Source organism: Acinetobacter sp. YH12140, assembly GCF_013418475.1.
Lineage (GTDB): Bacteria > Pseudomonadota > Gammaproteobacteria > Pseudomonadales > Moraxellaceae > Acinetobacter > Acinetobacter amyesii.
Window position 1 is genome coordinate 147290 of the sequence record NZ_VPBZ01000002.1, and the last position, 23729, is coordinate 171018.

Annotated in this window: 19 protein-coding genes, 1 tRNA gene and 1 pseudogene; 11 read left to right on the forward strand and 10 right to left on the reverse strand. The window is 40.2% G+C overall.

The window, feature by feature from the left end:
- Positions 1–139 precede the first annotated feature (139 nt).
- The gene (gene map / locus FTU75_RS02265; protein WP_078190315.1) at positions 140–967 is read right to left on the reverse strand and encodes a type I methionyl aminopeptidase; all 828 of its coding nucleotides are present in this window, start codon (positions 965–967) and stop codon (positions 140–142) included.
- Positions 968–1174: 207 nt separating this feature from the next.
- On the opposite strand from map, the gene rpsB reads away from it, so the two are divergent.
- The 3 genes from rpsB (at position 1175) to FTU75_RS02280 (ending at position 3623) form a co-directional block, all read left to right on the forward strand.
- The gene (rpsB, locus tag FTU75_RS02270) at positions 1175–1921 is read left to right on the forward strand and encodes a 30S ribosomal protein S2 (RefSeq protein ID WP_078190314.1); all 747 of its coding nucleotides are present in this window, start codon (positions 1175–1177) and stop codon (positions 1919–1921) included.
- Between the two features lie 142 nt (positions 1922–2063).
- Positions 2064–2939, forward strand: a complete 876-nt coding sequence (gene tsf, locus FTU75_RS02275) for a translation elongation factor Ts (RefSeq protein ID WP_180066391.1) — start codon at positions 2064–2066, stop codon at positions 2937–2939.
- A 174-nt stretch (positions 2940–3113) separates the two neighbouring features.
- Entirely contained in the window at positions 3114–3623 is a 510-nt protein-coding gene (locus FTU75_RS02280) for a DUF3465 domain-containing protein (protein WP_180115020.1), read from the forward strand.
- Between the two features lie 253 nt (positions 3624–3876).
- On the opposite strand, the gene FTU75_RS02285 is transcribed toward FTU75_RS02280, so the two are convergent.
- The 7 genes from FTU75_RS02285 to FTU75_RS02315 all read right to left on the reverse strand — a co-directional run bounded on the left by FTU75_RS02285 (position 3877) and on the right by FTU75_RS02315 (position 10368).
- Positions 3877–4332: a DUF962 domain-containing protein gene (locus tag FTU75_RS02285; protein WP_180095001.1), complete on the reverse strand. Its 456-nt coding sequence runs from the start codon at positions 4330–4332 to the stop codon at positions 3877–3879.
- 153 nt (positions 4333–4485) lie between these two features.
- The gene (locus FTU75_RS02290) at positions 4486–5100 is read right to left on the reverse strand and encodes a septal ring lytic transglycosylase RlpA family protein (RefSeq protein ID WP_078190310.1); all 615 of its coding nucleotides are present in this window, start codon (positions 5098–5100) and stop codon (positions 4486–4488) included.
- A gap of 286 nt (positions 5101–5386) precedes the next feature.
- Positions 5387–6388, reverse strand: a complete 1002-nt coding sequence (mltB, locus tag FTU75_RS02295) for a lytic murein transglycosylase B (RefSeq protein WP_078191987.1) — start codon at positions 6386–6388, stop codon at positions 5387–5389.
- 788 nt (positions 6389–7176) lie between these two features.
- A complete protein-coding gene (locus FTU75_RS02300; protein WP_180115021.1) occupies positions 7177–7827 on the reverse strand; it encodes a hypothetical protein in 651 nt (216 codons plus the stop codon).
- A gap of 17 nt (positions 7828–7844) precedes the next feature.
- Positions 7845–8663 carry an NADPH-dependent 7-cyano-7-deazaguanine reductase QueF gene (queF, locus tag FTU75_RS02305; protein WP_078191985.1) on the reverse strand — a complete coding sequence of 273 codons (819 nt, stop codon included), beginning with the start codon at positions 8661–8663 and terminating at the stop codon, positions 7845–7847.
- Positions 8663–9436 carry an ABC transporter permease gene (locus FTU75_RS02310; protein WP_078190306.1) on the reverse strand — a complete coding sequence of 258 codons (774 nt, stop codon included), beginning with the start codon at positions 9434–9436 and terminating at the stop codon, positions 8663–8665. The genes queF and FTU75_RS02310 overlap by 1 nt, the downstream gene beginning before the upstream one ends.
- Positions 9433–10368, reverse strand: a complete 936-nt coding sequence (locus FTU75_RS02315) for an ABC transporter ATP-binding protein (RefSeq protein ID WP_111883996.1) — start codon at positions 10366–10368, stop codon at positions 9433–9435. Before FTU75_RS02315 ends, FTU75_RS02310 begins: the two co-directional genes overlap by 4 nt.
- Before the next feature lie 188 nt (positions 10369–10556).
- Here FTU75_RS02315 and FTU75_RS02320 point away from each other — a divergent pair.
- The 5 genes and pseudogenes from FTU75_RS02320 to FTU75_RS02340 form a co-directional block, all read left to right on the forward strand.
- Positions 10557–10632 (forward strand) — tRNA-Arg (locus FTU75_RS02320).
- Positions 10633–11086: 454 nt separating this feature from the next.
- On the forward strand, positions 11087–12901 hold the full coding sequence (atzF, locus tag FTU75_RS02325; RefSeq protein WP_180115022.1) for an allophanate hydrolase: 1815 nt from the start codon (positions 11087–11089) through the stop codon (positions 12899–12901).
- Between the two features lie 19 nt (positions 12902–12920).
- The gene (uca, locus tag FTU75_RS02330; protein WP_180115023.1) at positions 12921–16520 is read left to right on the forward strand and encodes an urea carboxylase; all 3600 of its coding nucleotides are present in this window, start codon (positions 12921–12923) and stop codon (positions 16518–16520) included.
- Between the two features lie 2 nt (positions 16521–16522).
- Positions 16523–17212: a GntR family transcriptional regulator gene (locus FTU75_RS02335; protein WP_180115024.1), complete on the forward strand. Its 690-nt coding sequence runs from the start codon at positions 16523–16525 to the stop codon at positions 17210–17212.
- A gap of 159 nt (positions 17213–17371) precedes the next feature.
- A pseudogene (locus FTU75_RS02340) lies at positions 17372–17773 on the forward strand (guanosine-3',5'-bis(diphosphate) 3'-pyrophosphohydrolase); the annotation flags it as partial.
- A 702-nt stretch (positions 17774–18475) separates the two neighbouring features.
- On the opposite strand, the gene FTU75_RS02345 reads toward FTU75_RS02340, so the two are convergent.
- Complete coding sequence (locus FTU75_RS02345; protein ID WP_180115025.1) at positions 18476–19171, reverse strand: pirin-like bicupin family protein; 696 nt, start codon at positions 19169–19171, stop codon at positions 18476–18478.
- A 542-nt stretch (positions 19172–19713) separates the two neighbouring features.
- On the reverse strand, positions 19714–20934 hold the full coding sequence (locus FTU75_RS02350) for a L,D-transpeptidase (protein WP_078191979.1): 1221 nt from the start codon (positions 20932–20934) through the stop codon (positions 19714–19716).
- A 205-nt stretch (positions 20935–21139) separates the two neighbouring features.
- Between FTU75_RS02350 and hemE the strand changes: the two genes are divergently transcribed.
- The 3 genes from hemE to FTU75_RS02365 all read left to right on the forward strand — a co-directional run bounded on the left by hemE (position 21140) and on the right by FTU75_RS02365 (position 23663).
- Positions 21140–22210, forward strand: coding sequence for a uroporphyrinogen decarboxylase (gene hemE / locus FTU75_RS02355; RefSeq protein WP_078191978.1), 1071 nt, complete (start codon positions 21140–21142; stop codon positions 22208–22210).
- 40 nt (positions 22211–22250) lie between these two features.
- Positions 22251–23042, forward strand: a complete 792-nt coding sequence (locus tag FTU75_RS02360) for a DUF817 family protein (protein ID WP_180115163.1) — start codon at positions 22251–22253, stop codon at positions 23040–23042.
- A 150-nt stretch (positions 23043–23192) separates the two neighbouring features.
- Positions 23193–23663, forward strand: coding sequence for a DUF3015 family protein (locus tag FTU75_RS02365; protein WP_078190276.1), 471 nt, complete (start codon positions 23193–23195; stop codon positions 23661–23663).
- Positions 23664–23729: the final 66 nt, after the last annotated feature.

Here is a 23729-nt window from a genome sequence, read left to right on the forward strand (position 1 = left end):
GAAAATTTACATTGAGTTACTTAAATTTTTAATCAAATTTTATGGAAAATTCTTAAAGTCACGGACAAAAATAAGGCCTAAAAAAGGCCACAACATGTGTGACCATTTTTAATAAAATTTTGTGCTTCAAATACTTTGCTTATTGAACAAAACGCGATAAATCTTCTTCAGGGCGAGCAGTTAGCACTTCTACACCATTTTTTGTTACAAGTAGCGTATGTTCGTACTGTGCAGACAAGCTATGATCTTTAGTAACGACAGTCCATTTGTCGCCAAGAAGTTTGGTTTTCCAGTCACCACCGTTCACCATTGGTTCGATGGTAAAGGTCATGCCTTCTTCTAAGATCATACCTGTATTGGGTTGACCGTAGTGTAAAACTTGTGGTTCGTCATGGAAAACGGTACCAATACCATGACCACAATATTCACGTACAACGCCAAAACGTTCTGATTCCACATATTGTTGAATAGCATTACCAATATCACCCATGGTTGCGCCCGGTTTTACTACCGCCATACCACGGTACATGGCTTCTTGGGCAACTTTACATAAACGATTCGCTAAAATAGTGGTTTCACCACCCACGATGTACATCATGTTGGTATCACCGTGGTAACCATCTTTAATCACAGTGACATCGATGTTTAAAATGTCACCTTTTTTTAACTTTTTGCTTTCAGATGGAATACCGTGACACACCACATGGTTCACTGAAGTGCAGATCACGTGCTGAAATGCTGGACGACCCGGCGCAGCGCCATAACCTAAACAAGCAGGAATAGCTTCTTGTTTATTGACAATATAGTCATGACAAATCGTATCAAGTTCGAGGGTAGTCACACCTGGAACAATATGCGGTTTGATCATATCCAAAACTTCTGCCGCCAGTCGACCCGCGACGCGCATTTTTTCAATTTCGTCAGGAGTTTTAATTAATCGACGTGGAGCTTCGTAAGTACTGTTCATGATCTCTAAAAACTTTTGGAAATTTGTATGTGACTATGGTATAAATAGCCGCCCATTTTATCAAATGCTTTTTCGTGAATATCTTTCACGAGCTTTGTGCGATGGGGCAATAAAATCCGCACATATATCGACACATTTCTCTGGGTGCCTTTTTAGGTGGAGAATGCGGGTATATGGAGGCCTAACCCAAACTTTAAGGTAAAGAAAATGGCAGATTACAACGTAAGCATGCGCGACCTTCTTCAAGCAGGCGCACACTTCGGTCACCAAACACGTTTTTGGAATCCAAAAATGCGCGAATACATCTTCGGCGCGCGCAACAAAATTCACATCATCAACCTTGAGCACACTGTTCCTGCGTTAAATGATGCTTTGAACTTTGCTAACAACTTGGCTAGCAAAAAGAACAAAGTTTTGTTCGTTGGTACAAAACGTGCAGCTTCTGCAATCATCCGTGAACAAGCTCAACGTGCAGGTCAACCATATGTTGATCACCGCTGGTTGGGTGGTATGTTGACTAACTGGAAAACTCTTCGCCAGTCAATCAACCGTCTAAAAGATCTTCAAACTCAATCTACTGACGGTACTTTCGCTAAACTTACTAAACGTGAAGCTTTAGAACGTACTCGTGAGATGGAAAAACTTGAACGCGCTCTTGGCGGCGTTAAAAACATGGGTGGTTTACCTGACGCATTATTCGTAATCGATGTTGATCACGAAGCAATTGCAATTAAAGAAGCTAAAAACCTTGGTATTCCTGTTATCGGTATCGTTGATACAAACTCTAACCCAGACAACGTAGACTACGTTATCCCTGGTAACGACGATGCGATCCGTGCAGTTACTCTTTACGCTTCTGCTATGGCTGATGCGATTCTTGCTGGTAAAGAATACGCTCAATCACAAGCAAATGCACAAGCTAAAGGCGAAGAAGCTCCTGCTTCTGAGGCTTAATGCGTTTGACGTAAGCTTGTCATTTTTGCGACACGTGATGGTGGCAAAGTAAGCGTCATGTATGCAGACGGCCCAAGAGACAGCTCTGGGCCGTTTCTGTTCTAAAAAAGAATTCATTTTCTACCGTATTTAGGAGATTAACATGACTGCAGTTACAGCAAGCATGGTTAAAGAATTGCGCGATCGTACTGGTCTTGCAATGATGGAATGTAAAAAAGCATTAACAGAAGCGGGCGGTGACATCGAATTAGCGATCGACAACCTTCGTAAATCTGGTCAAGCTAAAGCTGCTAAAAAAGCGGGTAACATTGCTGCTGACGGCGCGATCACTATCGCTCAAGAAGGTAATAAAGCAATCCTTTTAGAAGTTAACTGTCAAACTGACTTCGTTGCTAAAGACGAAAACTTTGCTGGTTTCTCTGCTAAAGTTGCTGCTGCTGCGCTTGCTGCTGGTGTAACTGACGTTGCTCAAATTGCTGAATTGAAACTTGAAGATGGTGCTACTGTTGAAGAAGCTCGTATCGCGCTTGTTCAAAAAATCGGTGAAAACATCCAAGTACGTCGTGCTCAAATCGTTGAAGGCGACAACCTTGCAGTTTACAAACACGGTTTAAAAATCGGTGTTGTAGTTGCATACGCTGGTGATGCTGAAACTGGTAAAGGTTTGGCTATGCACATCGCTGCATTCAACCCAGTTGCTGTAAACGAAGCTGGCGTTTCTGCTGAACTTATCGCTAAAGAAAAAGAAATTGCTGAAGCGAAAGCAATTGAATCTGGTAAACCAGCAAACATCGTTGAAAAAATGGTAACTGGTTCAGTTCAGAAATACTTGAACGAAGTTGTTCTTGAGAACCAAATGTACGTTATCGACAACGATAAGAAAGTTGCAGAAGTTCTTAAAGCAACTGGTACTACTGTTGCTAACTTCGTACGTTTCGAAGTTGGTGAAGGTATTGAGAAAAAAGCTGAACTTTCTTTCGCTGAAGAAGTTGCTGCTGCTCAAGCTGCTGCAAAATAATCTCTGATTATTTGTAGAAAAAAGCCCTCGTTTTAGAGGGCTTTTTTTATGGCTGTAGCTTTACTGATTTCAAAGCTATTTAAACTTTATATTGTGTGCATTCTTGTGCATAGATTCTATTTTTATCCATATTAATGACTATAATGAGTTGAAAATTTAGATTTAAACTATCTTATGGCAAACAAAACAAATTTAACCATCGGCGGAATTATTGTTGCGCTTACAGCCGCTTATTTCGGAATCGATTTACAACAACAAAAAACTGCACAAGTTCAGACGACAGCGGAACAAAACTCACAGCCACAAATAGAACCAGTACAACCCGCAGATGCTCAACAAAAAGGGCAGAGTGCTGAAGATATTATTGCGCATGCATTTAAAAATAAACTCAGTAATGTTCAGGTTGAGGGTGCAGGTCAAGTCAAAGCGGTACTACGAGATGATAATGAAGGTAGTCGCCATCAAAAGTTCATTTTGACCTTAAATAATGGTCAAACGCTTTTGGTCGCGCATAATATCGATCTTGCTCCACGAATTGATAACTTGCAAAAAGGCGATATAGTTCAATTTTACGGTGAATACGAATATTCAGATAAGGGTGGTGTGATGCATTGGACACATCACGATCCGAATGGACGTCATCAAGATGGTTGGTTAAAGCATCAAGGTAAAACCTATCAATAAAAATCACGTAGTCGTTTTTAACTTTAGTCATTTAAATGATCATGATTCAGATGAAGCTATAAACATAAAATTGGATTAATCATATTGAGTAAAAGCCAGTGTTTAAACACTGGCTTTTTGGTTGTATAAATAGAAAAAATGATTGGAAAAACCAAAGATAAATACACCTATAAACAATAGGGTTTTAAGCATCAAATATGAAGAAAACCGATGTGGAAGAAGTGAAAAAGAGATCTATGAAATTAATCATGCTTTAAATGCTCTTTATTTGCGATTTATGGCGTGTTTTCCAATTACTAAGTACTTTTCCTGCAAATGTATCTAAACACCAAATAGGGCCAATGAGGAGGAATTGGAGATCTTTGAAAAAAGAGGGCTTTTTACCTTCAATTTTATGGCCATAAAATTGACCAATCCATGCGAATATAAAGAGCGCGATATAAAAGCCATATCCAACTGGTAACACCCAAATTAGCCATGCCATGATTAATGTTAACGCGGCCATTGCAACAGCAAGGACAATGTCTAAACGTGCGTAAAAGATAAATGCTAAGGCAAGTAAGACAGCAGTAAGTAGCGCGCTAAAATGCGCCAATATGCCAACGATTGAAAAATAAATTGTGGGTACGCAAATCCAGTGAATCATTTTATTGGTTTTATTTTGATGACTTTCGCTGTATTCATCAAACCATTCGTTGATTGTTTTCATGATAGTCCTTAATCATGGGGAAGGACTCCAATATAAACAAGAATGGAGGAAGGGCCAAAATCAGGATTACTGATGATTTGAAAGGCTAAGAGGCTACAAATAAAAAAACCACGCTAGGCGTGGTCTGTTAAATGCAGTCACTTCATTGGAGAATTAAGAATTTGGACCGTCTACGCGTTCAATACTCACGTTTGCAGTACCCGCACTGGTAATACCCAGTTGCTTAGCAGCACCATAAGATAAATCGAGAACACGATTGCCATGGAATGGACCACGGTCATTTACTTTTACCACGACGCTTTTACCATTATTGCGATTCGTAACACGAATAAAGCAATTAAGTGGCAGGCTACGATGTGCTGCTGTAAGTGCGTTCATGTCAAACGTTTCACCGCTTGCTGTTTTACGACCGTGGAATTGACGACCGTACCAAGAAGCAGTACCTGTTTGAGTGAACTTACGAACAGTATTCGATGCAACAGTATTTAACTTTTCAATCACTGAAGGCTCATCTTCAGGAATTTCGATTTTAGCAGCGATTGTTTGACGACGAATTTTATCGCCAGAACGCTCAGTGATTGAAAGGCTACTTAAATTCGTAAAGTTTGAATTGAAGCTTTGAGCTTCTTTATTCAATACACGAGCTGCAAGACGCGAGTTGTCATTATCATGATTAAATGATGATGACTGAACCATCTCAGCTTGTGACTGACTTAGCGCAACTGCCGTGGCAACCGCTAAGGCATATTTAATAATTGATGACTGCATTGTTTATCTCCCAATGGCATATTTACTGGTTCAACTAAGTCGCTGATATCCATGTAAACACGTCTGATATTTCACTTTTGCAACTATATTTAACGAGATGGATAATATTCATGCCATTAATAGGCTGTCTAGTGTTTAATTAAAATACTTTGAAAATGTCTAAAAAATTAACAATAGTTGGTTAAAAAATAATCAATAATGTAACAAGGTGTGTAAAATGTCGAATAAATACTCATTTTGGTGAAAATATTTGTTGACTTTTTTGCTTTATAAGAAAAAACCAGTCTTATCGACTGGTAACTTCAGTGCCTAAAAGCCATAGTGCAGTCGCATACATACGGCTTTTGTTATAGGTTGTAATGACCTGAAAATTTGGATAAGTGATGTAATAAATTGGTCCATAACTATCTTGCAATTGGATGACATTGACTAAATCGAGATCATCGATTTTTACCAATGGATTCATAGGGGTTACACCTTGAGCCTTGAGTACACCATAGGGTGTTGGCTGGTTTAAATCCTTTGCAATAATAGCATCTGGGTTGTTTCCGCTATAGCGAGCAGCAAAAGCAATCGGTTGATTACGCTGCCAACCATAATTTGCTAAATAATTTGCAATTGAACCAATGGCATCGACAGCCGAATTACGCAGGTCAACATGACCATTGCCATCGTAGTCCACACCAAATTTTGGAATGTTACTTGGCATAAATTGAGGATAACCCACAGCACCTGCATATGAACCGACGACAGAGTTGGTTGGAACACCATCTTTATATGACCAAGCAATCAGTGCAGCAAGTTCATCTTGGAAATATTGCGCACGGCGTTCATAGCCAAAACCAAGGGTCGCCAAAGCATCACGGGTGATAAAATTACCTTTATTGCTGCCATAGCCTGTTTCAACACCCAAAATGCCTAAAATCACGGATTGAGGCACACCAAATTGTTGTTCTGCACGATTTAAAGTGTCGGCATATTGATTTTTGAAGCGAACGCCGCGTTGAATTGTACTTTCAGCTAAAAAATTGGTTTTGTATTGGTACCAAGGCTTTGATTCACCAGGTCTATTCATAATGCTAATAATGTTGGGTAGGTTTTTACTGCCTTGCATTGCCCAATCAATTTGATTTTCACTCAGACCATAGGTTTGCATTGCATTTTGTTTAAAGCTTGCATATGCCGGATGAGATTGGAAGTCGTTAGCCTGACAAAAACTGGTCAGTGAAATTGAACCGGCCATAATGGCAATATGTGATAGTTTTTTATAAAAATTTCGATTTAGCATAAATAAAAAATTTCCAGTTGCTTTAGCGATGAGTATGAACAAAATTTCGAGGGGAAAAGATCCTGAAAATTGTGATGACCTTCTGGTTTCATAGCTCATTAAAGGTAAACGTTACCAATAGCAACTAAGATACCACTGACAGCGCATGCTTTCATAAATAGATATACAAAAAAAGACAAAGCAAAGGGTTTTTTCGCAGTTAACATATTGAAAAGTGACATATTCATTTACATAACTTGCAAATATTCACAAATCATTTGAAATAAAGATGACTCTAAAACTCATGCGTCATAAAAACGCAGAACGAGTAAACTTTATCGCGTTGCGAAATACTGTTTAGAAGCTACAAAAGTTGCAATGTTATATCTAAAAATAAAGGGACAGGATTAAAAAGGTACCGGTCTAAAACACCCATATGCAAGCAGTGGTTTATTCATTACATAGTTTTTGTTCGCCAGCGCTTCAATGCTGTTGAAAACGTCGCTATATATAGTAGAAATATAGACTGAATGATAAAAAAGAAAGAGATTGAATATTAAAATGGACGCATTGAAATTTAAGCCAAAATGACGGCTCACATTAAAATATGATCTATATTCAGGTTCTTCCTGTTCTTTGTAGATTTTTAAAAATTGTGGATATCAATGTACTGTCTTTCTTTTAATAAAAATCTGTTTAATTCTAGAACTGTGTTTGCATGACTATATAGTCATTGTATCGGGATTCGATTTTATGCGTTTAGCCATAAAAAAACCTAGCCAAAGCTAGGTTTTGACGAAAAGCGAGATTTATTTGTTAAACATCGCATCATGTGCTTCTGCAAGGGCACTTAGCTCTTCTTTGGTTAAATTTGGGAAGATCTTATCAATTGCAATATGAATAGCTTTAATCACAGCAGAAGAACCGATATCGGCTGCTTTACGTTTAATCATGCCTAAATCGAGAGTTTTATTAAAGTCATTCATAAAATGACGCACTGCAGCTTCAGCAAACTGTTTATACAGTTCACCAAAAGCAGCTTTATTTATATCTACACCCGATTTAATTTCCGCATAACTATTTTTAAGGTTAGTGACTAGTCCTGCATCTAAACTTAGACCTACACGATAAGTGCCAGTCGCGTCTTGAAATAAACTTCGTTCTGAAAATTCAATGGATTGTTTCACCACATCATTCGGAGATTTACCTAGTAGTTGCTTTAACAATACAGCGACTGTTGATTTGACATAGCCAGCCAGTTTTTCTGCTGTGTCGCGCTTATCGCTTGCAGGAAACAGATGAACAGGAGCTAATATAGTTGCACCAATGATTTCTTCATTAATCAGCAAAGCTGTTTTATCACGTAAAGGATAAAGTGGTTCACTCGAATTTTTTTTCGCGTGACCATTTTGGATACTGCTTAGAAGTTCCTCAGAAGGAATAAAACCAAAAAATGGCATCACTAACCTCAATTTTTTTATTGTCGCGCCAATCGAATGGGGCGAGGCATCCATGTTAAATCCGATACACGACAAGGGTTGATATCCAATCCACCACGGCGTGTATAGGCAGCATATACCATCAGCTGACTTGGTTTTAAATGTTGCCAAATATCGGCAAACATTTGCTCCACACATTGTTCGTGGAAACCATTATGCTGACGGTAAGAAATAATATAAGCCAGAATACTACGATAACAAGGCTTAGTACCTTTATACCGTATAAATACCGTTCCCCAATCAGGTTGACCCGTGACTGGACAGTTACTTCTTAATAAATGTGAATAAAGTTGAATTTCAACTTCTTCTTGCGCTGCATCTTCATCTAAAGCGAGTAAAGCTGCATTTGGATGATTTTCTAACTGGGTGGGTTCTAAGTCATCAATACAGATGCCTTGCGGTTTTGAAATTTCAACTTCATCAACATGAAATAGATCAATAGTCACAGCGGCATTGGCTGCAGCAGATAAGTCTTTTTCAACGGTTGCTTTAAACGCTGCCTGAGAATCAAATTTGGTAAAGTTCATACTATTAAAGTAGAGCTTTAAAGATTTGGATTCGATGAGGTTGTCTGAACTTGCAGGCAAAGTTAAACGGCCAATAGCGACTTGAGGCACACCAGAAGCATTTAACCAAGAAATTTCAAAAACATGCCACCAGTCTGTACCTTGGCGGATGCCTTCCACATGGGCATATTGTTCACGTGCAGTGGCACGTGCAATCGGAAACAGAATATCAGGTTGATATTCTGTTGGGTAATTGGTGTCTTTGCCTAAAAGGGATTGTTCTACACTCATTATTCACGCATTCCTGAACCACGAGAAAGTAAATGATACGCCACGCCATAAAGTACAACGCAACATGCAGTAATTACTGTCAGTGAAATGCCGACATTCACATCGCTATGACCTAAAATACCGTAGCGGAATGCATTGACCATATACACGACAGGGTTGATTAAAGAGAGATTTTGCCAAAAAGGACTCAGTGATGAGATGGCATAGAAAACACCGCCTAAATAAGTCAGCGGAGTCAGGACGAAAGTCGGGATAATCGAAATGTCGTCAAAAGATTTTGCATAAACAGCATTAATAAATCCGCCAAGAGAAAACAGTAGCGAAGTAATGAGAACTGTATATATAGTTACGAAGATATTGGTCAGGTGTAATTCAGTAAAAAATAGGCTCATCGCTGTGACAATAAAGCCGACTAAAACACCACGGCAAACACCACCGATCACATAACCCCAAAGCACCATGTGTAACGGTACTGGACTCATGATTAATTCTTCGATGCTTTTTTGAAATTTTGCACTAAAGAAACTGGATGACACATTGGCATAGCTGTTGGTAATGACCGCCATCATAATTAAGCCGGGCACGATGAACTGCATATAGCTAAAACCGCCCATTTGCCCAATGCGTGAACCGACTAAATTACCGAAAATCACAAAGTACAAACTCATGGTGATCGCCGGTGGGAGAAGAGTTTGCGGCCAAATACGCATGAAACGGCGAATTTCTTTATACACTAAGGTGTAGAGGGCGATACACAGTTGGTTAAAATTCATTGTGCTGCACCTTCAAGATTTTTTTCGACCATACGGACAAACAGTTCTTCTAGTCGGTTAGATTTATTACGCATACTTCGAACCTGAATACCTTGAGATTCCATGAGTTGGAATAAATCATTCAAGGTATGGGCTTTATCCATAGTGACTTCTAAGGTGACAGGATCTACTAAGTTGAAACGGACACCAATAATTTCTATATGGATCGGTTCAATGGGTTCGGCTAAATCGAAAATAAAGGTTTCTTCATTTAACTGACTGAGAAAACCTTTCATGCTGGTGTCTTCTTTAATCACACCACGGTCAATAATTGCGATTCGACGACACAACATTTCTGCTTCTTCTAAATAGTGTGTCGTTAAAATAATGGACGTGCCTTTTTCGTTCATTTCAGTGAGGAAATCCCACATCGAACGGCGTAGTTCAATGTCAACACCAGCAGTCGGCTCATCTAAAATCAGTAGTTTAGGTTCATGCATCATGGCACGAGCGATCATTAAACGGCGTTTCATACCGCCCGATAGCATGCGTGCTTGGGTGCTACGTTTTTCCCAAAGGCCAAGCTTTTCTAAATATTCCTCTGCACGTTTCTCTGCTATCTTTTTAGAAATACCGTAATAACCAGCTTGAGTCACCAAAATATCAAATGTTTTTTCAAATTGACCAAAGTTAAATTCTTGAGGGACAACGCCCAAACACTGCTTTGCATGCGAGGGATGGGTATCTAAATTGTGCCCAAAAATTTCGACAGTGCCTGAAGTTTTACGGGTTAGTGAACTGATAATACTAATCGTGGTAGATTTTCCTGCACCATTGGGACCTAACAGTGCATAAAATTCACCTTCGGGTACTGTTAAATCAATACCTTTAAGCGCCTGAAACCCATTTTTATAGGTTTTTGACAGCTGCTTTAACGTTAGTGCATCAGTCATAAATAATTCACTCTATAAATAGTGTGAGTATTGTGCGATATCGGGGCAAATAAACCAAGTAAATCGTATGGAATTCTGCATTTTATAAATAGAACGTTGTATAAAGCTTAAGCAGAAAAAAGCCTAACATCTATATAGTTGCTTTACCTTAGAGTTTTTTTTGTTATGATGTGCGCAATCCAAAATAAGCGCTCATAGCTCAACTGGATAGAGTACAGGTCTCCGAAGCCTGTGGCGTGGGTTCGAGTCCCGCTGAGCGCACCATTTTTTAGTTTTGACTTTTTAACTAAATTTTGCAAATCAACTGCTTTTTTTATATCTCTATTTCTATTCATCCCAATCAATTTCAAAAAACAATATTGATGTATCTTTTTCCAAACACATAAATTTCAAAATATTTCTCAATCTTTTTATTGAAAATTAAAAGTGATACAAAACTTTAAATTGAAAGCTTATAAATAGTGGCAATAGTAATTTCACTGTATTTATATCTGCATCTAAATGAAAAGAATCTATTGAAAACACGCTTATAAAAGTCATGCACCAAAATAGTGGAGCTTGGAAACTTAATAGAACACTTATCGTTTTGTATTGCCTAAATAAAATAGGGAAATGATTGTTTTTTTAATATTAAGATATTGAAAAATAATAAAAAATTAATTTTGGCATGATGTGTGCAATACAGTATTCAAACTTGGATACAAGAATGAGCACATCAATGAACTCAATAAAAACTTTAGGCTGGACTTTAGCAGAATGGAAAGCGGGCTACACGAATAACACAATTCAACTCGAAGACTTATATGCCTTGGTCGAGCAATTTGATCATGCAGATCCAGCATGGATTTCCATTGCCTCTATAGAGCAATTAACTGCGCAGATTGAAGCTTTAAAACAAATTGAGAATGCTACTGCTTTGCCTTTATTTGGTGTGCCTATTGCTGTTAAAGACAATATTGATGTGGTGGGCTTTGCGTCAACGGCTGCATTCAAATTATTTACGGACATAAAAACTGAAGATGCCTATGTGGTGCAACGCTTAAAACAAGCGGGTGCGATTATTGTAGGCAAAACCAATTTAGATCAATTCGCTACTGGTTTAGTGGGTACACGTTCGCCATTTGGTGCTGTGCCGAATACTTTTAATTCTGACTTTGTAAGCGGTGGTTCAAGTTCAGGTTCAGGCAGTGTGGTGGCGCGCGGTTTAGTCCCGATTGCGCTCGGTACAGATACAGCAGGCTCAGGGCGTATACCCGCAGCATTTAATAATATTGTTGGTTTAAAGCCAACCAAAGGTCGCTTTTCAAATACAGGCTTATTGCCTGCCTGTAAGAGCCTCGATTGCATTTCAATTTTTGCCTTAACCGTCGCTGATGCAACTGCAGTGGCAGAAGTTATGGAAGGTTTTGATGTAACCGACAGTTATTCACGTGTGAATCCTGCTACAGCGCCTGCAAAGTTCAGCGCACAATTAAATTTAGCCATTCCAAAACAATTAGATTTTTTTGGCGATGCTCAATCTGTTGTTGCATTTCAGCAAGCATTAATTGAATTAAAAAACTTAGGTGCAGAACTGACTGAAATTGATTTCAGTGCTTTTAGTCAATTGGCGAGCCAACTTTACCAAGGGTCATGGGTTGCAGAGCGTACTGCTGCAGTTGCAGACTTATTAGAAACATCGGTACACGACTTTGATCCAACAGTTTTAGAAATTATTCAAAAAGGCCAGCAGTATACTGCGGTTGATGCTTATAACGCCGAATATTTAAAGCAAGAATTGGCTCGAGACATTCAGCAAACCTTAGCGCAGTTTGATGCCTTAGTGGTGCCAAGCTCACCAACCATTCACACACTGGCTGAAATGGCTGAATCGCCAATTGAAAATAATAGCCACTTTGGCACCTATACCAACTTTACCAATTTAGCAGACCTCAGTGCCATCGCTGTACCTGCAGGCTTTTGTGCCGACGGGCTGCCTTTTGGAATCACATTCATTGCACCTGCTTGGCACGATACGGCTTTAGCAGATTTTGCCGAAAAATGGCAAAACCATCTGCAACTACCCCTCGGTGCAGTAGCTAAAACATTGCCTGCAACAGCTTCAGTCATTTCTGCACCATCAGCACAGCATTTTCGTGTTGCTGTTGTAGGCGCACATCTCACAGGCATGCCACTCAATTTCCAACTGACAACACGCCAAGCCGTGCATGTCGAAACCACAACCACTTCTGCTGATTACGCCCTCTATGCACTGCCGGGCACAGTACCTCCGAAACCAGGTTTAGCGCGTCAAGAAGCGGGTCAAAAAATTATTGTCGAGCTTTGGGATATTCCAAAAGCACGCTTTGGTGAATTTGTCGCCGAAATTCCAACACCACTGGGTATGGGCAATATCGAGCTTGCCGATGGACGTTGGGTGAAAGGCTTTATTTGTGAACCTTATGGCCTAAACGGTGCAAAAAATATCAGTGAATTTGGCGGCTGGCGCGCCTATATCCAATCACTGCAAGCAACAACAGCAAAATCAAATTAAAAAATTCGGGGAAATAATCATGTTTAAAACAGTTTTAATTGCAAACCGTGGTGAAATTGCTGTTCGTGCGATTCGTACATTAAAGAAACTCGGTGTTCAATCAGTTGCCGTGTATTCAGAGACAGACCGTTATGCACAGCATGTCTTAGATGCAGATGTATCAGTTTCACTTAAAGGTGTTAAACCTGCAGAGACTTATTTAAGTATTGAAAAACTGATTCAAGCAGCCAAACAAACCGGTGCGGAAGCTATTTTTCCTGGTTATGGCTTTTTGTCAGAGAGTGCTGACTTTGCCCGTGCATGTGAGGAAAATGGTATCGCCTTTATGGGGCCAACGGCTGAACAAATTTTAGAATTTGGTTTGAAGCATCGTGCACGTGAATTGGCTGCGGCAGCCAATGTGCCCATGACACCGGGTACAGGTTTATTGGCAAATTTGGATGAAGCGCTCGCATCTGCTGCAGAGATTGGCTATCCAATCATGCTGAAAAGTACCGCAGGCGGTGGCGGGATTGGTTTAACCCGCTGTGATGATGAGCAATCATTAAAAGATGCATATGAAAGTGTAAAGCGTCTAGGCGAGCAGTTCTTTAAAGATGCGGGTGTGTTTCTTGAACGTTTTGTCGATAAAGCTCGTCACGTAGAAGTACAAATTTTTGGTGATGGTTTAGGTCAAGTCGTGGCCTTTGGTGAGCGTGACTGTTCCTTGCAGCGCCGTAACCAAAAAGTCGTTGAGGAAACACCTGCACCGCATTTACCAGAAGCAACTCGTCAAAAATTGCACCGTGCTGCCGTAGAGCTCGGTCAATTGGTGAAATACCGCAGCGCAGGCACAGTTGAGTTTATCTATGATGCTGCCCGTGATGAAGTGTATTTCCTTGAAGTGAATACCCGTTTGCAGGTTGAACATCCAGTCACTGAAATGGTGACGGGTTTAGATCTGATTGAATGCATGCTGAAAGTGGCGGCAGGTGATGCTTTAGATTGGGACAAACTCAGCAATATTCAGCCCAATGGCGCTGCCATTGAAGTGCGAATCTATGCGGAAGACCCAGTGAAAAACTTCCAGCCAAGTCCGGGTGTACTCACGGATGTATATTTCCCTGAAGATATTCGTGTGGATACTTGGGTGTCAACAGGCACAGAAATTTCACAATATTTTGACCCGATGATTGCCAAAATTATTGTGCATGCAGCAGACCGAGACAGTGCGATTGCTAAGCTAAAAACAGCCTTGGCTGAAACCCGCCTGAATGGCATCAGTACCAACTTAGACTATGCACATACCGTAGTTTCAGATGCACGCTTTGAAAATATGCAAATCTGGACACGTCTACTGGATGATTTTAAATACGTGCCAAATGTAATTGAAGTGCTGCAACCGGGCACGCAAAGTTCGATTCAAGACTATCCGGGGCGTGTGGGCTATTGGGATATTGGTGTACCGCCATCAGGCCCGATGGATGATTATGCATTTCAGTTGGCCAATCAAATTGTCGGTAATCCAAAATCGGCAGCAGGCTTTGAGTTTACCTTACAAGGGCCGAGTCTAAAATTTCATGCAGACAACATTGTAGCCCTTGCAGGTGCGCCATGTAGCGCGACTCTAGATGGTGTGAATGTCGATTTTTGGCAACCGATCAGCATCAAAGCAGGGCAAACATTAGTACTTGGACAAGTTGAGTCGGGTTGCCGTACTTATCTTGCGATCCGTAACGGGCTAAATGTACCTGAATATCTAGGCAGCCGCTCAACCTTTGCATTGGGTAATTTTGGCGGTCATGCAGGGCGAGTGCTGCGTGCAGGTGACATGATTAAAATGGTCAATCCAAGCTTGCCTTTAGATGGATTGGAAATTGCAACAGCAGCACCGCAAGCTTTAGCTGCAGACCGTATTCCAAGCTATGGCAAAGAATGGAAAATTGGTGTGCTCTATGGCCCGCATGGCGCACCAGATTTCTTTAAACCTGAATATATTGAAGAATTTTTTGCTTCAACATGGAATGTGCACTTTAACTCAAACCGTTTAGGTATTCGCCTAACTGGCCCGACACCAAGCTGGGCACGTGAAAATGGCGGTGAAGCAGGTTTGCATCCATCCAATGTGCATGACTGTGAATATGCTATTGGGGCGATTAACTTCACCGGTGATTTCCCTGTGATTTTGGCTAAAGATGGTCCAAGCCTCGGTGGCTTTGTTTGCCCAGTAACCATTGCCAAAGCAGAACTTTGGAAGATTGGTCAGCTTAAAGCAGATGACAGCATCAGTTTCTATCCGATGAGTGTTGAACAAGCTAATTCCTTGGAAGTTCAACAAATTGCCGATATCCAAAACTTTGCTCAAGCACCTGAAGCAAAACAGGCGGCAACTTTTGAATGTAAGCCTGAAGGGATATTGGCTGTGCGTGAAGCAGATGCGTATGCGCCAAAAGCGGTGTATCGTCAGGCGGGTGACAGTTATATCTTGCTAGAATATGGTGAAAACGTTCTCGACTTAGCATTACGCTTACGCGTTTATCGGCTGATGCAGCTCATTCGTGAAGCGAATATTGATGGCATTTTAGAGCTTTCACCGGGTGTGCGTTCACTGCAAATTAAATATGATGGATTGCGTTTCAGCCAAGCGAATTTAATTCAGTTCTTATTGGGTCTGGAAAATGAGATGGGCGATTTGAGCCAAATCAAAATTCCATCCCGTATTATTTACTTGCCGATGGCATTTGAGGATTCGGCCACTTTAGGTGCTGTAGAACGTTATCAAGAAAGTGTCTGTGCCAAAGCGCCGTGGTTACCAAATAACGTCGATTTCATTCAGCGCATTAATGGCTTAGACAGCCGTGAGCAAGTCAAAGACATTATTTTTGATGCCAATTATTTGATTTTAGGCTTGGGCGATGTGTATTTAACAGCACCTTGTGCTGTACCAATTGATCCACGTCATCGTTTACTCAGCTCGAAATATAATCCTGCACGTACCTTTACCGCAGAAGGTACAGTCGGTATTGGCGGGATGTACATGTGTATTTATGGCATGGACTCACCGGGTGGTTATCAGTTGATTGGTCGTACATTGCCCATTTGGAATAAGTTTAAAAAGAACAAACAGTTTGGCGATCAGCAATGGTTCTTACGCTTCTTTGATCAAATTAAATATTATGAAGTAACCGAAGCTGAACTGGATCAATTCCGTGCTGACTTTGCCAATGGTGTGGCGGAAATCAAAATTGAAGAAACTGAATTTGATTTTGCAGCCTATCAAGCCTTTTTGGAAACAGAAAAGGACAGTATTGCAGAATTTAAAGCACAGCAGCAACAGGCATTTACAACTGAAGTTGAATGTTGGAAAGATGAGTTTGATGCACCTGCGGAAATGGAAACCCTGCAAGATGATACCGACTATAGCCAGTATGCAGCCTTGAATGCATCGATGACCGGAAACATTTGGAAAATTTTTGTCGAAGCTGGACAGTCTGTGAAGAAAGGTGAGACTGTAGCTATTATTGAAGCGATGAAAATGGAGCTTCCAGTCTATGCCGATGATGATGGTATCGTGAAAGCGATTATTTGCCGTGCAGGACAAACGGTACATAGCGGTGAACCGCTGGTTTATATGGAATAAACATGACCACAACCACCATTGTTGGGAAAAGCTCAGACAACTTGTCTGAGCTGGTTTTCCAAAAAATAAAAAGCGATATTTTTGATTTCCAGCTCAAACCGGGCGCACGTTTCACCGAATCTGAAATTGCTGAATTATATGAAGTAAGCCGTACACCCGTACGGCAGGCTTTATACCGTTTACAGCAAGATGGCTATGTAAGGGTAAATTTTCGTAGCGGTTGGGAGGTGAAGCCACTCAATTTTAAAGCCTATGAAGAACTGTATGATTTACGGATTTTGCTGGAATGCTATGCCATTGAGCAGCTCTGCAAAATGGAACCAGAACAACTCAAACAGGCTTTACAGGACTTAGTAAATGTGTGGTGTATTCCGCCTGAGCAGTTTTTGCATGATTTAAAAACTTTATCGATGCAAGATGAAGCATTTCACTGCCAATTGGTTGAAGCAATCGCTAATAGTGAAATGGCAAAGGTGCATCGGGATGTGAGTGAAAAAATCCGTATTATTCGTCGCTTAGATTTTTCTAAAGATTATCGAATTGAAGCCACTTATGCAGAGCATCAACAGATTTTACAATTGATCCTTGGACATAATGTGACAGCGGCATTGGAGAAAATGCGCAGCCATATTCAGCAAAGTAAAGAAGAGGTGAAAAAAATTACTTTGGAAATGTTGGCGCGAATGGCATAGAACTATTTGCAAAAGATCTAGCTCACGATAATTCACGGTAGATATGTATTTTACGAGTCAATCTGTGTCGTTAGGGGCGTGCTTAGAGCTATAAATAGATGTATTCATTGGTTAATATGATGGAGAAAAATAAAAAAGACCACGAAGGGGAGATTCTTTATTTCAACTTTAGAAAACGCGATTTCATTGGCGACTGAACGCCATTTCGGACAAGTCGATAAAGCGGGTCAAGCTTATATTCAGCATCCACTTCGTGTGATGCAAAATGTGCAACATCCCGATGCTAAAATCGTCGCTGTATTACATGACATTTTAGAAGATACTTCGACGACGACGGATGAGCTTCATGCTTTAGGTTTTCAAGCCCATATTATCGACGCGATACTGGCACTGACTAAAACAGCAGGTGAGAACCGATTTCAAGCTGCGCAGCGTACCGCTAAAAATGCAATAGCGTGTGAAGTAAAACTCAGTGATTTACACGACAATATGGATTTATCGCGCTTAACTTCGGTCACAGCAAAAGATCGACGTCGTTATCAACAATATGTAAAAGTAAAACGTAGATTAGAGCGTGCTCGGAGCATCCATTTACATCTGATCGATTTAAATCTAACAACAGATTATCCGAGATTTCAATTTCAGAGTTCACAGCAAAATTTTCAGTATCTGCTCAATGCGATGTTTGATCTAGAGCATTCATTAGGTGGTATTCAGATTGGAAGTCCACAGGAATGGTGGATTTTATTTGAAGATGTCAGCGCATATTTTGCATATTGCCAAAGAATGGGAGTGGTTCCCAAGCAGGCAATATTCTTAAATTTAATTTTAACCATAGATCGAGACTATTTCGGGGGCATCTTTCAAACTGAACAAGATCGGCAATTATTTGCCTCTATGTTTTGCGTCTTTATGCAAAATCATTTTTATCGCGTGGAAACTGAAGGCTGATTAGATAGATTGCATCAGCAATAGAATAAAATCACCTTTGATTGATGAATTTTATCTAGATAATTAGATGCTGAGTGTCATTTAAGAATATCTCGAAATGCTTGATTTCGAGATGTTTAAAGTGATTCCATCCATTAACATCTCCAATGAAACATGTGGCCATGCTTGCTGAACCTTATGCCTCAATCCTACATGGCATTATGGTGGCTGCAGGATTTATTATTCCGTCTTTGTGTTGATGTGGTTGTATAAACGCAGTGAACGCCTAAGCCAAGCGGCATAAAAAAAGCCCTCACATTTGAGGGCTGTTTGTTATTTTACTTCGGGTAAATCAAACCAAATCACTTGAGCATCTTCAAGCGCTTCAATTTGGCTATCTTCTAAGAAGGCAATTGCACCACCAGCTTCAACTTTATGTTCAGCAATTTGCACTGAACCTGAAATAACATGAATATAGTTGATGTGCTGCGTTGCATGGATGTCTAAAGCTTGACCATTCGTCAAAAATGCGGATTTAACTTCCGCTTGCTGACGAATATGCATAGGTGCATTGTCACTTGGACCGACAATTAAATGCCATTGATTGGGTTGATCACGTGGATCACATTTAATTTGTTGATAGGTCGGTTCAGCATCACGTTCATTTGGAACGATCCAAATTTGTAGTAAATGTACATCTTCATCACCTTGGTTCATTTCGCTATGGCGCACACCTGTACCTGCGCTCATGAGCTGCCATTCACCCGCAGAAATGCCACCATGGTTGCCCATGCTGTCTTTATGCGTAATGGTGCCTTTTAACACACAGGTCAAAATTTCCATGTTGTCATGTGGGTGTTGACCAAAACCTTCATGGGCTGCAATTAAGTCATCATTAATTACACGAAGCGCACTAATGCCCATGTATTTCGGGTCATACCAGTTACCAAAAGAAAAGCTGTGTTTAGACTCAAGCCAGCCCATTTTTACGTGACCACGGTTTTCACTTGGATGTAAAAAAGCATTCATGGCATTCATCCTTATCTTAATTATTGAACATATGCCTATTTTAAGATTGAACTAAATCGGTATATATAGTTTTTTAGCGACAATTCATCCTATTTATGCAACGATCATTCGAGATAAAGTTTTTTAATTCACTGACGTTACTTTCGTAAAGATATTTTGCACGTTTAAAATGATTTTAGCCGATTCGACGGAGTCTTACATTTAGGGATTAAATTAAGGGAATAGCCTTCGGCTAGAGGTAGTCTTGCGAAACGATGTTTCTCATTAGGCAAAATAAGAAGCGTGCTTCGCAAGTAAAAATCTTGCGGTGCAGTGCACCTCACCGACAAAATTCGTTCACTACCGTCTAATTATTCAAAGTATCGCAAACCATTATTGATTAAAAGAAGTGCTGTCTCAAACATTTGTGGATGCCCTTAACGCGTATCGTTCCTTTTTTGTCAAATTGCGGTTCTAATGTTACGCAGTAACATTAAAATTCATGAATGCACAGCGATAAAAAAAGCCTGCACGAAGCAGGCTTTTTTTAAATATGACTAAAATTATTCTAAGAATTTAACAGTCACACCAGATTTCACTTTCTTACCTAAGTCATTTGCATCCCAGTTGGTCAAACGAATACAACCGTGTGACGCAGTTTTAGAAATAGCAGATGGGTTCGGTGTACCGTGAATACCGAATGATTTTTTGCTCAAGCCAATCCAGATATTACCAACAGGACCATTTGGACCAGGTGGTAAAGACAATGGTTTTCTGTTGTTGCCTTGAACAAAGTTAGAAGGTGAGTAGCTGTACCAAGGGTTTGGTGCAACACCTGTTACTTTATATGTACCTGTAGGCGATGGTGTATCTGAACTACCAATCGTTGCCGGGAATGAACCGATCATTTGGTTGCGGCTATTAAACAAGTAAAGTTGTTTCGCACCTTTATGTGCAACGATCAGGTGAATATCTTCAGGAACTTCGTTACGAATATTCGCCACTAAGATTTTTTCACCAGCTTTTTTAAATGTCGCTTTTGGATTCAACTTTTTCAAAAAGTCTTCATCCATGTGGAATTTTTCACCTAACATTTCAGTCACACGTGTGTAGTACAAGCCTTTCATTTTTGCTTGTAATGCATAGTCGTGTGGAATTGATGCTGCATAAGGACCTTTCAAGTCTGCATCAGTCAATGTGTATTCAATGAATGCAGGTTTAGAACCTTGTTTCGCAATCAGCGCATCCCAAGTTTCTTTAGTTAAAGTCCCTGTAGGTTTCAACCCATTCATTTGTTGGAATGAAGCGATCGCCTTTAGGGTATTTTTACCACTGGTACCATCAATTGCACCCGGTGAAGCATGTGCATTATTGAGCATGACATGCGCACGTGCATAAACAGGGAATTGACCTTTACCAATGTTGTCATACCACTGAGCATTATTTAGGTCATTTAAACCCCAAGCAACTTTGGCAGCAGGCGAAGTTGATGTTGGAGTTGTAGCAGTCGCTGTAGCAGGTGCAGCACCGATGTCGGCTTTAACATCTTCTGATTGTTGCAAGCTGTCTAAAGTTTGCGATGCTTGGTTCAGATCTTCTTGTTCTTGAGCGCTAATCTGGCTAGTTGCAGATGAAGCTTCAGTCGCTAACGGATCAATGGGATCCTGAACTGCAACATTAGTCACTTTTTTTGGCGTTAATGGTTGTTCAGCAGTAGATGCGGCAATAGCTGTACCAGCAAATATGCAACTTAGGCTCAGTGCGAGCATGGTGCGAACGAACATGTAATTCAACCTTAAGAATTATTCATTTACTGTGTATTAAAAACTGGCTAAGTATTACAGAAAAAAAGTGGAGATGCAGTAGTTGTTTTGTGTAAATATCATTTTTGGCACTCAACATGATCGGTTTTTAAATGCTTGAGAAGTTATTATATTTACAACCTTTTTGATATGATGATGCGAATATCGAATTAAGTTGGGAAAGTGAATGACGACCTTAAAAAATGATCGTTTCTTGCGTGCCTTATTACGTGAACCGGTAGATGCAACTCCGGTTTGGATGATGCGTCAGGCTGGCCGTTATTTACCAGAGTATCGTGAAACACGTGCAAAAGCGGGTGATTTCCTATCCCTTTGTAAAAATACAGAATTTGCTTGTGAAGTTACTTTACAACCTTTGCGTCGTTATGACTTAGACGCTGCCATTTTATTTTCAGACATTTTGACTGTACCTGATGCGTTGGGTTTGGGACTGTATTTTGAAGCAGGTGAAGGTCCGAAGTTTCATAAAACTGTACGTACTGAACAAGATGTACTGAATTTACCTAAGTTTAATGCCAAATCTGACTTAGATTATGTCATGAATGCTGTGACTACGATTCGTTCAGCATTGGGCGGACAAGTTCCTTTGATTGGTTTCTCAGGCAGTCCTTGGACATTGGCAACCTATATGGTGGAAGGCGGTTCAAGCAAAGATTTTCGTTTTACAAAACAAATGATGTATGCACAACCTGAAGTGCTGCATGCCTTATTAGACCGTTTGGCTGTGGCGGTGACTGAATATCTCAATGCGCAGATTGATGCAGGTGCGCAAGCCGTACAAATCTTTGATAGTTGGGGTGGGGCATTAGCACACCGTGAATACATTGAATTTTCACTGAACTACATGCAAAAAATCGTGGCAGGTTTACAGCGTGAAAAAGATGGACGCAAAGTCCCTGTGATTTTGTTTACCAAAGGTGGTGGTCAATGGTTAGAGCCAATGATTGCAACGGGTGCAGATGCCTTTGGTTTAGATTGGACTACGCCATTAAATGTAGCACGTCAAACAGTCGCAGGCCGTGCAGCTTTGCAAGGTAACTTAGACCCAGCAACATTATATGGTTCGCCTGAAGCAATCGCGAAAGCGACGCGTGCTATGTTAGATGACGCATATGCCAACGGTGAAAAAACCGGTTATGTGGCGAACTTAGGTCATGGTATTACCCAGTGGGTAGATCCTGCCAATCCAAAAGCCTTTATTGATACGGTACACGAATATAGCGCCAAGTATTTATAAGGCTTTAGGGAAATAGGTTTAGGATTCAACCGTGGTCAAGATGATAAAATCATGTTTTGAGTTCTCTTATAAGGCAGCTTCGGCTGCCTTATTTGGGATATTACTGCTGATCGCTTTTGCATTAACTGCAGCAATGGGAAGTCAGGAATATTTTGGCTTTTTCCGTTATGATTATTTATTGTTTTATGCACTGATTATTCAAGTGTGTTTACTCTACCTGAAACTCGAGTCTTGGGCGGAAGCCAAAGTCATAGCACTGTTTCATATCCTTGCAATGGGGATGGAAATATTTCTGACCCATCCACAAATTGCCTCATGGCAATATCCGCAGCCTGCGGTTTTTAAACTGCTGACTGTGCCATTGTTTGCAGGTTTCATGTATTCGGCGGTGGGGAGTTTCTTTGCACGTTCGCTACGTCTATATCAAGTGTCGTTCAGTAACTTACCGCGTTTTTGCAATATGCTGTGCTTAGCCGTTTTGTCATATCTTAATTTTATGACCAAATTTTTTGTGTCAGATATTCGTATGCTTTTGTTTGCTTGGAGTGTGGTGATCTTTTGGAAAACCAAGCTGAGTTTTCAATTACAAAATCATGTGATTCAGTTGCCCATGTTACCAATACTGTTGATTTTGGCATTTTTGATTTGGATCGCAGAAAATATCAGTACCTTCTATCAAATTTGGTTATATCCAAGTCAGGTCGATGCATGGCATATGGTCGGTTGGGGGAAACTCGGTTCTTGGTATTTGTTGCTATTACTCAGTCTAGTTTTAGTACTCAAAATCCTTGGAAAACGTGACGAAAATGGTACTTGGTTACTCAAAAAATAGTGAAAAAGAACGTATTATTTTTAGCCAAAAGTTTTAGATGAAAATGTTTTGCCTTATCTGAAAGATCAAGTTAATCTACAGGTGTGTAATCAAAATTACACATGTTTTAATAATTAAAAACAATGGAATAAAATTCCCTGGAGAAGTGCTATGTTAAAAAAATTAGCTTTAGTTGCAGTCGTTGCACTAGGTTCTACAGCTGCTTTTGCTGACCGTGACGTAGGTTGTGGTGTTGGTTCTCAAGTTTGGGCTGGTCAATCAGGTAAAATTCCTAAAATTTTAGCTGCGACTACCAACGGTATTTTTACTAACCAGTTACTTGGTATCACCTTTGGTACTTTAGGTTGTAGCGGTACAGGTACAGTGACTGCTCAAGCAGTAACATTTACCAATGAAAATGCTGAATCACTTGCTCGTGATATGGCGGTTGGTCAAGGTGAGAGCCTGAATGTTTTGGCTGAGCTTTTAAACATCCAATCAACAGATAAAGCACGTTTCTTTGCTGTGTCTAAAGCAAATTTTGCTGAAATCTATTCAGCTGAAAACCAGTCTTCTCTACAAGTACTTGCTTCATTACAAAGTGTAATGGCAAAAGACGAAGTACTTAAAGCATACGTTTAATCGATGCTTTTAAAACCCTGTCTCTCGGCAGGGTTTTTTATTATCTAAAATATATAAAAATGGATT

Coding starts and splice junctions, on each gene's coding strand:
- uca (WP_180115023.1), top strand. CDS start 12,921: ATGTTTAAAACAGTTTTAATTGCAAACCGTGGTGAAATTGCTGTTCGT.
- atzF (WP_180115022.1), top strand. CDS start 11,087: ATGAACTCAATAAAAACTTTAGGCTGGACTTTAGCAGAATGGAAAGCG.
- map (WP_078190315.1), bottom strand. CDS start 967: ATGAACAGTACTTACGAAGCTCCACGTCGATTAATTAAAACTCCTGAC.
- FTU75_RS02300 (WP_180115021.1), bottom strand. CDS start 7,827: ATGCCATTTTTTGGTTTTATTCCTTCTGAGGAACTTCTAAGCAGTATC.
- FTU75_RS02290 (WP_078190310.1), bottom strand. CDS start 5,100: ATGCAGTCATCAATTATTAAATATGCCTTAGCGGTTGCCACGGCAGTT.
- rpsB (WP_078190314.1), top strand. CDS start 1,175: ATGGCAGATTACAACGTAAGCATGCGCGACCTTCTTCAAGCAGGCGCA.
- tsf (WP_180066391.1), top strand. CDS start 2,064: ATGACTGCAGTTACAGCAAGCATGGTTAAAGAATTGCGCGATCGTACT.
- FTU75_RS02280 (WP_180115020.1), top strand. CDS start 3,114: ATGGCAAACAAAACAAATTTAACCATCGGCGGAATTATTGTTGCGCTT.
- FTU75_RS02310 (WP_078190306.1), bottom strand. CDS start 9,436: ATGAATTTTAACCAACTGTGTATCGCCCTCTACACCTTAGTGTATAAA.
- mltB (WP_078191987.1), bottom strand. CDS start 6,388: ATGCTAAATCGAAATTTTTATAAAAAACTATCACATATTGCCATTATG.
- FTU75_RS02285 (WP_180095001.1), bottom strand. CDS start 4,332: ATGAAAACAATCAACGAATGGTTTGATGAATACAGCGAAAGTCATCAA.
- FTU75_RS02360 (WP_180115163.1), top strand. CDS start 22,251: ATGATAAAATCATGTTTTGAGTTCTCTTATAAGGCAGCTTCGGCTGCC.
- FTU75_RS02315 (WP_111883996.1), bottom strand. CDS start 10,368: ATGACTGATGCACTAACGTTAAAGCAGCTGTCAAAAACCTATAAAAAT.
- queF (WP_078191985.1), bottom strand. CDS start 8,663: ATGAGTGTAGAACAATCCCTTTTAGGCAAAGACACCAATTACCCAACA.
- FTU75_RS02345 (WP_180115025.1), bottom strand. CDS start 19,171: ATGAATGCTTTTTTACATCCAAGTGAAAACCGTGGTCACGTAAAAATG.
- FTU75_RS02365 (WP_078190276.1), top strand. CDS start 23,193: ATGTTAAAAAAATTAGCTTTAGTTGCAGTCGTTGCACTAGGTTCTACA.
- FTU75_RS02335 (WP_180115024.1), top strand. CDS start 16,523: ATGACCACAACCACCATTGTTGGGAAAAGCTCAGACAACTTGTCTGAG.
- hemE (WP_078191978.1), top strand. CDS start 21,140: ATGACGACCTTAAAAAATGATCGTTTCTTGCGTGCCTTATTACGTGAA.
- FTU75_RS02350 (WP_078191979.1), bottom strand. CDS start 20,934: ATGTTCGTTCGCACCATGCTCGCACTGAGCCTAAGTTGCATATTTGCT.